The organism is Okeania sp. (assembly GCF_983059655.1).
This window is the reverse complement of the sequence record NZ_CEZPJD010000220.1, coordinates 1-10,696: the sequence shown is the minus strand read 5'-3', so window position 1 is coordinate 10,696 and position 10,696 is coordinate 1. Positions and strand designations below refer to the sequence as shown.

Sequence of the window (10,696 nt, the reverse complement as noted above, 5' to 3'; positions counted from 1 at the left end):
TCAGTTATCAGTTATCAGTTATCAGTACCTCCGACTAAAGCCGGAAACTTAAAATACTGAACTGAATATTTTTTATATTTTTTCATCCCCTTAAAAGGGGAGGCTTTAGACCTCACTTTTTGGTAAATATTTCCTGCGGAATTCTGTACAAACAGCTATCAACTATCAGCTAGTTAATTTCCGGAACAAGTATCTTGCTTTTACGCCTTTGCGATCGCCAAGTCAATTTGCTGAATCTAACATAATTCTAAGGGCAAGGAACAAATAGAAAAGTTAGTTTTAAAATAATTAATTAAATTGCATATCCCTATCAATTACTAGAAATCGATAATTATGGAAACTATTACTGCTGCTCTTAAGGAGTGGAATATTGCTATTAATGCTTTAGAAAAAGGTCAAACAATTATGTTGTTAAGAAAAGGTGGTATTCGAGAACAGAAGGGTAATTTTACAGTTGCGTATAAACAAGTTTTACTCTATCCAACCTTTGAACATCAACAGCCAGATTTACTTAAACCGGAATATGCAAATCAGGTACAAATTGTAAATTCGGGTTGGCATCCTGAGAAAATTAAAATTAGCAGTTTTGCTGAGATTACTCATATTTTGTCAGTCAGCGATCCATCTATTTTAAATAAGTTGTTTGTCTATCATATTTGGAATGAAAAATTTGTCAGCGATCGCCTCAAATGGAAACCTCAACAAGCACTTTATATTTTACTTTTAAGAACTTATAAACTTGCCCAAAACTATGAGATTTTTTATCGTCGCGAATATGGAGGATGTCGTTCCTGGATCGAGTTAAATCGACCAATTAGTATGACTAATTCAGTCCCTATTTTTACTGATGATAATTATCAGAGTTTATCCACAGAAATTTGTCATATTTTGACCAAATAATTAAGATTTAAAGTCTCTTTTTCAAAGAATAAAGACAGAAAAAATTATTTTAGCCAAACCTCTTCTTTTCAGGAGAGGTCATTTCAGTTATCAGTTATCAGTTATCAGTCATCAGTACATCTGCAATAAAGAAGCAAGAAAATACGGAATTATATCTTTTTTATCCCCTGAAAAGGGAAGGCTTTAGACCACGATTTTTCGGTAATTATTCATTATGCCAATTAATATAGTAAATCTTAATCTTAATCTTTATGCCCCCAAACTCCAGATATAACTTTGTACCTAATTAAGTTACAAACTGATGTAAGATAATGAAATATTATCAATCAAATTATGAATACCAATATTAATTCTCAATATATAAATCTGGAAAACGCTCGGATTCATTATCTTGAAACAGGCCCAACAAATTCAGCTAGTGTACTTTTGTTACATGGGGCAAGTTTTAGCGCTCAGACATGGCAAGAAATTGGGACTCTTGAACTTTTAGCTATGACAGGTTATCGAGCAGTTGCTGTAGATATTCCCGGGTATGGTCGTTCAAAAAGAACATCTGTTTCTAGCTTAAGTTTTTTACTAGAATTATTAAACATTTTAAAATTAAATCTTCCAGTTTTAGTATCTCCTTCTATGAGTGGAAGTTATAGTTTACCTTTTGTCATTAATCATGGAGATAAATTAGCAGGTTTTGTAGCAATTGGAACCGTAGGAATTCAACGTTTTCAGAATCAATTAGAAGGAATTAAATTACCCACATTAGCTATTTGGGGAAGTAACGATCGCATAGTACCAATAACACAAGCAGACCTGTTAGTAAAACTAATGCCAAATTCTCAAAAAGTTGTTTTAACTAATGCTGGTCATGCTTGTTATATGAAAGAAACAGAAGAATTTCACGAACATTTCATAGAATTTATTGAAAGTTGTAGAAATTAGTAATTTAGGGAGTAGGGAGTAGGGAGTAGGGAGTAGGGAAAATTTGTTCGCTCCACACCTCCTAACTTCTAACTTCTAACTTCTAACTTCTAACTTCTAACTTCTAACTTTTGACTTTTGACTTATAACTTCTCATTAAGGGTGAATACTACCGTCAGGCATAATTGCACCTTTGAGGTCAGTATCTCGAATATTTGCAGTGTCCAGTTTAGCACCACGAAGGTTGACCCCACGCAAATTTGCACCCCGTAAATAGGCTTTGCTGAGATTAGCATTTGTAAGATTTGCACCCCGTAAGTCCGCACCTTCCAGAGAAGCTTCCCTAAGATTAGCATTCTTCAAATAAGCACCCAGTAGATTAGCATTTTCAAGATTACTACCTTCGAGATTAGCACTTTCGAGATCGGCATTTTCTAAATTAACACTACGATAACCATGACCTTTGTATCCTGCCAGTATAGCATCCTTAAGATTAGCCTGCTTTAACTTAGCACCTTTGAGGTTAACACCATCTAACTTAGCATTCTTCAAATTCGCATTTTCGAGATCGGCATTCTCTAACTCAGCACTAAATAAATTTGCTCCCAAGAGATTAGCATTTTTCAGGTTAGCGTTTTCTAGCTTGGCATAACCAAGGTTAGCTCCCCATAAATTAGTATCTCGAAGATTTGCTTGAGTCAAATTCACATTCCACAAATTAGCATATCCTAAATTAGCACTCCAGAGATTAGCAGACTGTAAATTTGCATATCTGAGTTTAGCACCTCTTAAGTCAGCATTTGATAAGTTAGCAAATGAAAGGTCAATACCTCCCAAACTTGCTTTCCATAGATCGGCATCTTCGAGGTTAGTATTATTGAGATCGGCACCTTCTAGACTAGCATCTTTGAGATTGACATCTTTCAAGTTTGCATAAGCTAAATTAACATTGTTTAACTCACACCGAGGACACTGACCTGTTTGCAATAAAACTTGCTGCAAATGCTGCTTTCTGGCATTAGAGCGAGATATTTCTTGCTCTATCCGAGAATTTAACCATTTATTTTCACCCCAGGTTGTTAGTGCTGCTATGGTACTAGAAAATGCTATTAGGCACAAACTAATTGTTGCTACCCCAGTAAATATTTTTGTAGTTTTTTTCCTGCCAAATTGCATTGCTTGAGTTTTCATATTTTCTGTATCATCAATAGATTTCAGCATTTTTAGAGCAATATCAGCATTGGGGAAGCGATGTTTTAAATTTGGTTCCAGCATTTTTTCTAACCAATTAACAAATACTGGCTCTAGTCTTGGCAGCAACTTTTTAAAATTAATTCGATAACTATCATCAATTAATTTGCCAATTTCACTGGATTTTGTATTAGTTAATAAACAAATTAAAGTTGCACCTAAACTGTACAGGTCTGATGCTTTTGTGAGTTCTCTATTGAACAATTGTTCTGGTGGCATAAACCCTAAAGTGCCTTTGACTGCACTACTAATTGCTACATTACTATACCCACTGCGAGCAAAGCCAAAATCTACTAGGTAAACTTTTAGTTGAGTAACATTGCGTTCAACTAATATATTTTCTGGTTTAATATCCCGATGAATAATTGGAGGTACTTGCTTTTGTAGATAAACTAAAACTTCTAATACTGCTTGAGCAATTTGTTTAACTTCTGCTACTTTCCAATGCTGTCTTGGATCAAGAGGGGGGGCATTTTTGTACTCTTGTACTAAACAAAAGCCATTTTCTGTTTCAAATGAATCTAGATAAGACGGAATACTAGGATGATTGATTTGTTGCAGTAGTTCAATTTCTCGATGATAACTATCGTATTCTGCCCAATTGGCAAATTGATATTGTTTAGTTACAACAGGTGTTTTTGTCGTAGTATCAGTTGACAAATAAGTAATGCGACCCCCATTTGGATTACAACCTAGTTCTTGTTGAACTTGATAACGTTGGTTAAAAAACTCTGGTAGATTCGTCATAATTAGTAATTTTGTTAGATACTTGATACGTTGGACAGAAAATTGAACCTTTAATATTGTAGCTTTGAATTAGTAGTTATAACAGAAGGAAGAAGGAAGAAGGAAGAAGGAAGAAGGAAAAAATTGGTGTGTCTTAGTTTTAAGGCAGAAGAAAGAAGTAAGAAGGAAAAAATTGGTGTGTCTTAGTTTTAAGCTTTTTATACAAGTTTAAAAAAAGAATGTTATGAATAATAAGTGCAATAAAAAGATTTTTCAGGAAATATACTTTTGACAAAAAAGAGGAATTTCCGACCTAAAAACTGGTATTAAATCTATTTCCATACGACTCCTGAATTCTGTTTGCAGAGCATTCTGTAGGAAATTCTAAGAAATACCCTAGCTATTTGTAGCAAATATTTATCAATTTGGTATTATCTGTCCTAACATTTTTAATATAGCAATCAGGAATCAGTTGTGAGAATTGAGGTGTTCCTTAAAAGTATGGAATATATCAATTATTATATTCAAAAGTGGGGGATACTCCTTCTGACTTAGAAGCAGGAATTAATGCTAATTGTTTATATACTTTTGGTGTAACAAATGGTACTCATACAAAAGAACAGTTAGCACAATACCCCAATGATGGACTACTCAATTCGCTCTTAGAATTAAAAGAAAAAATGTTCAACAATTAATAATTAATAATTAACAATTACTCTCCTTGAAAAGTGTGTCAGTCCAGCAAAATTGTAGGGTGCGTTAGACGGCTAAAATTTAGACTGTGAAAGGCATTTAACAATCCGTTGTAACGCACCATTTTAGCTGTGTCAATCCAGTAGGGTGTGTTAGCGTTATCGTAACGTACAAAGCCCTATATTTATTGTCAGTGCGTAAGTCCAATTTATCTCAGTAACTTGAGAAACACTATGAGAATAAGTGGGAAATAAAACATGACTCAAATTCATCAAACAGATGTTATCGTTGTCGGTGCAGGTATCGTTGGTTTAGCTCACGCTTTAGCAGTTGCCAAACGCGGTCTCAAAGTATTAGTCTTTGAAAGAAACCCAGAGAAGCAATCAAAAAAATACCTGGTTTCTTATCAGCAGAATACAATGTTGAGTTCAATTTCGGCACAGTCGTTACAGAAATTTCCCATCCTTATCTCACAGCAGGTGGAGAAAAATGGCAAGCAGACCGTATTTTTGTCTGTAGTGGAGCTGACTTTGAAACTTTATATCCTGATACCTTTGCCAACAGTGGGATGACGAAAGTCAAATTACAAATGATGCGAACAATTCCTCAACCTGAAAACTGGCGTGCTGATGTATCATTATGTGGCGGTTTAACCTTGACTCATTACACTTCCTTTGCCCACTGCCCATCTTTAGCAGCACTCAAAACCAGAATTGAAACAGAAACTCCCCATTTTCCTGAGTGGGTAATTCATGTGATGATGTCACAAAATGCAGCAGGTGAATTAATTATTGGTGATTCCCATGAATACGGTTTGAACCCAGAACCTTTTGATCGAGTACAAATCAATCAATATATATTAGATTACTTGAAAAAATTTGCAAAGGTTCCCACCTTAGAAATTGCCGAAACTTGGCATGGAGTTTACGCCAAACTTCCAGGTAAAACTGAATTTATCGCTCAACCAGAAACAGGAGTTACAATTATTAATGCCTTGAGTGGAGCAGGTATGACTTTATCCTTTGGTTTAGCAACAGAAGTAGTAGAAAAAATATAGTGCTGCGCGCAGGGAATAGGCAATAGGAAACAGGCAATAGGGTAATAAAAAACCTATTTTATGATACTTTTATACCAATTATCAAAAGTAATGCTATACTTGGGCAACACTTCAGCTATTAAGTAATTAACACTAGCAAAATATTTTTTTTGCTAATTTTAGCTATGTTAATGTTAATTATTATTATTTTTACTTCTATTTCCCCTCCTGGGAGGGGTTAGGGCGTGGGTCCCCTGCTCAATAAAGTGTAGAAAAGTTTTTGAGAAATGGTATTAGCTATTGGGCAGTTCCTGCAAAAATAATGCTATATATACAAGACTTCAATGATTACAGCAGTTTTCATGATTAGTAGACTACAGTAGGGACGTTCCATGGAACATCTCTACAAGGTTTTGCTATATGATAAGTATTCAACCAAATTTGATATAAGTAAAGCGATCTAGTCTATATTTTTGTCTTAAAATAATAAAATATTTTCACATAATTGAAACCTTTTTAGCCACAAATAAGTCCTATAATAATAGTAAATTCTTAAGTTTAAAAGACTTTGCAAATGCCTAAAAGGCTTGATAATTCATCAACATAATGCAAAAAAAAATCAATGATGGCAGAAATTTCAGCACTTCAAATTGATTCTAATCAAATTAATCTTGTACCAGGATTTACAGTTTCATTATTCGGCACTGTAGGAGCAGCAGATAGTTTTGATTCTTATGATATTACTATCAATGAACCTCAATTATTAGAAGTTAACTTGTTCGATATTATCACCAGTGCTGATGTCTTAATAAATGATAGTAATGGAAATCCTATTCCTGGTGCATCAGGAAGTCAACCACTTTCTACCCCAGAAAATTTTACCATTCCTCTCGCTCCTGGTAACTATCAAGTAATAGCATTTCAACCATTTAATGATTTTTCTCTCGGAGGTACAAATTATCAACTTGATTTAGTCTCTACTAGTTCCAACAACCCACCAGTAAACCCGCCAGTAAATCCTCCTATCAATCCACCAGTAAACCCGCCAGTAAATCCCCCCATCAATCCACCAGTAATTCCTCCTGGTTCTACTGATAATAGTAACAATAGTATAAATACAGCTACTCCTTTAGGCAGTATATTTCCCGAAATACCCATAACTCGCTCGGCTACAATTAATGATTTTGATACTGTAGACTACTATCGCGTTACAGTTGACCAACCCATAACTTCAGGAGTTGCCTTGCAAAATATTACTGGCAATCTTGATGTAGATGTATTAGATAGCAATGGTAACTTAATTGCCAGTGGTAACAACCTGGGGTCATCAAATGAGGCATTTCAGGCACCCTTCTTTACCCCCGGCGAATATTTTATCAATGTTTTTCAAACTGCTCCTGGCATTACCAGTAACTATGATTTAACACTATTTCCAGCAAGTGCAAACATTAGCCCTCCGGCACCCCCAAACCCTAACCCAGTTCCACCAAACCCTAACCCAGTTCCACCAAACCCTAACCCAGTTCCACCAAACCCTAACCCAATACCACCAAACCCTAATCCAATACCACAAATCATCAGTTTTGATGGACAGATAGATACAGGTGATGAAGTTGTGACAAATCGTGACAACACAAGTTTCGTTTCTAAAGAGGATTTTCTCTTAAATGCTACACCCGGTACTCCATTAACAATTGATCTGATTGGTATAAATAATGGTTTCGATCCTTTATTGGAAGTTTATCAACTTCCCCCAAACAGTCCAATGCTTGAGGTTAACGAACAAGCTATTCTAATTGCAGCTAACGATAATGGTGGTGGTGGTGTCAATGCTAGAATTGGGCCGGGAGTCCCATCAGATGTAACAATTTTTTCACCAGAAAATACTCCTATAAGTGTTCCTGCGGAGTTAACTTTAGCACCAGAGTTTCAATATCTGTTGCGCCTTACTTATACAGAGCTACCTGCTATTCCTATTGGAGGTTTTTCCTTAAATGCAAGTGTCCCTGACGGTTTTATTAGTCTTGCTCCAGTCAGATTAGGAGCTACTGTAGCCGATCCAATTGTGGCAGGAGATCCACCTTCTGATGGAGGAAGTTTTTTCTAACTACTTATACCAGAAGGAAGAAGGAAAAATATTACGTTGTCTGAGTTTTAAACTTTTGAACTGTCCTAAGCTTTACTTCGACTACCATAACAATAACCATTGGGACACAATCTCACTATGTCCCGATCAAATTATTATCTGTAGCAGGGAACAGCTCATATGGCAACAGGCAAAAGTGGAAAAAGTATTTCTCTGTCTAGGGCGTGTCATCAATTTTGAAATCTATTTAAAAAGAGATGGGGAGTATTTTTCAACCTTTTCCCTTATACTTTCCCTCCATCTCATAACTCCTCAGAAGTACCTTACCTATTTGTAGCAAACATTTATACTCTTAGTATGAGAGGGCCAAAAAAGTTAACTCAATAATTTATTTCTTGTGATTGATGCAAAAATCATCTTCTTATGCTACACTGTAATACATTATTTAGAGAACACTCAAAATATCCATAGTTTTTAGGTGGTATAGCACTACGCAAATTAGATTAGGACGTTTATAAATGCTCAAACTTAGTTAGGGATAACTTTTGAGTTTTGAGTTTTGATTTTTGACTTTTGACTTGGTATATGTGATTGACTTTTGTCAAATGCTGAGAATAGTTCGGTTATCTCTCTGTTCTGAGAGTTGCCTCTTAGAAGCTGGTTGAGCCATGATCAATGTATGGGAAATGACTCGATTAATAATTTTACCAAAGTTTTGCGGAAATAGTGACAGATAGATTGTAGTTAATTTAATCTGCTAGCAGTTTTAAGGACAAATTAAAATTTCGACCTACAGTTATGAACATTCCGCCTTTAAATTTAGTCTAGATTTGTATTACAAAAAAGAAAAGCGGACTCATACTGAGTTTACTTTAGGAAGAAAGTATAATCATTATCAATGTAAAAAATGTAAAAATCAAATTCATCTTATAAGTCCATTTAGCAAAGAAAAAAAATTCCAACTATAAAATTTTCACCACTTGATGGCATTTATGTCGGGATGGGAAAGCTAATTCTCATGTAGCTGTATCTTAAATCATTCCTATTGTAGGAACACACAATAACTACTGCGATATTTGAAATAAGGAGTTTATGAAAAAAATGTCAACACTAAATCAACAAAAGAAAACTCAAAAGACAAACAAATTAACTGCTAGCTCCTACTCCTCAATGGATACAGTTCGTACTTATCTACATGAGATTGGCCGTGTACCACTTCTGACTCGTGAGGAAGAAATCGTGTATGGCAAGAAAGTTAAGTACATGATGGAACTTTTGGAGTCAAAGGAAAAATTAGAAGAAAAGCTAGACAGAGCAGCAACTCAGCAAGAATGGGCAGAATATGTACAACTGAATGAAGAAGCGCTAAACCAAATAATTAACCATGGTCGCCGTGCGAAGCAAAAAATGATTGAAGCTAATCTTCGTTTGGTAGTAGCGATCGCGAAAAAGTACCAAAAACGAAATATGGAATTCTTGGATCTGATTCAAGAAGGTACTTTAGGTTTAGAGCGAGGAGTGGAAAAATTTGACCCCATGCGAGGCTACAAATTCTCTACTTATGCCTATTGGTGGATACGTCAAGCAATTACCAGAGCGATCGCACAACAAGCTCGTACTATTCGCTTACCAATTCACATTACTGAAAAACTCAACAAAATCAAAAGAGTTCAGAGAGAACTAATTCAGAGTTTGGGTCGTACCCCAACTCCTTCTGAGATTGCTCAAGCTTTAGAATTAGAGCCTTCTCAAATTAGAGAATATCTCTTGATGGCCCGTCATCCTATATCATTGGATTTAAGAGTAGGAGATAATCAGGACACCGAACTGCAAGAACTTTTAGAGGACGAAGCATCTTCTCCAGATGACTATATTACTCGTGAGTTGTTGCGCCAAGACTTAAATACTCTACTAGGAGAATTGACCGATCAACAACGTAATGTATTAAGATTACGTTTTGGTCTTGAGGATGGTAGAGAAATGTCCTTGGCGAAAGTAGGAGAGAGACTACAACTAAGTCGCGAGCGAGTTCGTCAATTAGAACATCAAGCTCTGGCCCATTTGCGTCGTCGTCAAGCTAAGGTACGGGAATATGTTGCTAGCTAGTACCGCTATGCGGAAGTCATTTTAGTTATCAGTTACCAGTTATCAGTACCTCTGCCTGTTTGCGCACTATGACCTAGGAAAGTATTGGGATTGAAATATTTAACTTAATTTTCTCTTGGTCTCATGGATATGGCACAGGTTTCTTTGCCATCCCTAGACCGCTTTTTCATCCCCTTTGTAGAGCGGTAGCTCGCGGTGCAGCCAAGGGGAGGTTTGAGACCTTATTTTTTGGTCAAAAGTCATAATTCAGAGGTATTGATTTGTAAGACTTTTAGGATTTTGTAACTGGTAAGTTATTTCCGCCATCCTATAGATCTTAAAATTAGCATAAAATCGATCCCTCTATTTTTATAGTAGGTTTCGAGCGTTCCTTATAGAGATAGTTATTTTTCATGATTATCTCTACAAGGATTTTTTTTTGATTTATTTTCTATCTTTAGAAACTATTTTTTAACAATTAATAATTAGGGTTTACTGAACAAGTATTTTGGTATGGGGTAGAAATCATATCGTGTCCGGTGGCATCAGTATTTTCAACAATGAATAATTAATAATGAATAATTAATAATTACCTCTCCTTGAAAAGAAGAGGATTGACTCAAAGGAAAATTTTTTTCTTTTTTCCCCTTAAAAGGGGAGGCTTTAGACCACAATTTCTCGGTAAGCACGAAGGTAAGGAAGAAGGCTTAATATCAATTTGAAAAAAGGGCGTTGCTGATTCTGGGTATGATTTGATAATTTTATATTTTGGATTTTGTATTTTGGATGGTTTGAACTACTTGTTAATATTAACTGTTCCCTCTCTTGGTGCGCATTCCCTCTCTTGGTCAGCATTCCCTCTCTTGGTCGGCGTTCCGCAAGCGAGCTGTCGGCGGCGCGGGTTCCGACCGCTTGCGTCTGACGCCGACGCGGGATCTGACCGCTTGCGTCTGTCGCCGACGCGGGGTCGCACCGCTGTTCCCTGTTCCCTGTTCCCTGTTCCC

General features: G+C 36.0%; 9 protein-coding genes. 7 read left to right on the top strand and 2 right to left on the bottom strand.

Annotation, left to right across the window (positions count from 1 at the left end; genetic code table 11):
- Window positions 1–333 precede the first annotated feature (333 nt).
- Window positions 334–900 (top strand): DUF1802 family protein, encoded by a 567-nt coding sequence (locus AC3DU7_RS14180; RefSeq protein ID WP_488039982.1) that lies wholly within the window; start codon window positions 334–336, stop codon window positions 898–900.
- Between the two features lie 333 nt (window positions 901–1,233).
- Entirely contained in the window at window positions 1,234–1,836 is a 603-nt protein-coding gene (locus AC3DU7_RS14175) for an alpha/beta fold hydrolase (RefSeq protein ID WP_488039981.1), read from the top strand.
- A 135-nt stretch (window positions 1,837–1,971) separates the two neighbouring features.
- On the opposite strand, the gene AC3DU7_RS14170 is transcribed toward AC3DU7_RS14175, so the two are convergent.
- Window positions 1,972–3,813 (bottom strand): pentapeptide repeat-containing protein, encoded by a 1,842-nt coding sequence (locus AC3DU7_RS14170; protein ID WP_488039980.1) that lies wholly within the window; start codon window positions 3,811–3,813, stop codon window positions 1,972–1,974.
- Window positions 3,814–4,322: 509 nt separating this feature from the next.
- On the opposite strand from AC3DU7_RS14170, the gene AC3DU7_RS14165 reads away from it, so the two are divergent.
- The 5 genes from AC3DU7_RS14165 to AC3DU7_RS14145 all read left to right on the top strand — a co-directional run bounded on the left by AC3DU7_RS14165 (window position 4,323) and on the right by AC3DU7_RS14145 (window position 9,713).
- Window positions 4,323–4,487, top strand: coding sequence for an HAD family hydrolase (locus AC3DU7_RS14165; RefSeq protein ID WP_488039979.1), 165 nt, complete (start codon window positions 4,323–4,325; stop codon window positions 4,485–4,487).
- A 255-nt stretch (window positions 4,488–4,742) separates the two neighbouring features.
- A complete protein-coding gene (locus AC3DU7_RS14160) occupies window positions 4,743–5,057 on the top strand; it encodes an FAD-dependent oxidoreductase (RefSeq protein WP_488039978.1) in 315 nt (104 codons plus the stop codon).
- Window positions 4,940–5,542 (top strand): FAD-dependent oxidoreductase, encoded by a 603-nt coding sequence (locus AC3DU7_RS14155; protein WP_488039983.1) that lies wholly within the window; start codon window positions 4,940–4,942, stop codon window positions 5,540–5,542. The genes AC3DU7_RS14160 and AC3DU7_RS14155 overlap by 118 nt, the downstream gene beginning before the upstream one ends.
- 601 nt (window positions 5,543–6,143) lie before the next feature.
- Window positions 6,144–7,628, top strand: a complete 1,485-nt coding sequence (locus tag AC3DU7_RS14150; protein ID WP_488039977.1) for a hypothetical protein — start codon at window positions 6,144–6,146, stop codon at window positions 7,626–7,628.
- A gap of 1,080 nt (window positions 7,629–8,708) precedes the next feature.
- A complete protein-coding gene (locus AC3DU7_RS14145) occupies window positions 8,709–9,713 on the top strand; it encodes an RNA polymerase sigma factor, RpoD/SigA family (protein WP_488039976.1) in 1,005 nt (334 codons plus the stop codon).
- Window positions 9,714–10,355: 642 nt separating this feature from the next.
- On the opposite strand, the gene AC3DU7_RS14140 is transcribed toward AC3DU7_RS14145, so the two are convergent.
- On the bottom strand, window positions 10,356–10,696 hold a 341-nt coding region (locus tag AC3DU7_RS14140), incomplete at its 5' end, for a hypothetical protein (RefSeq protein WP_488039975.1).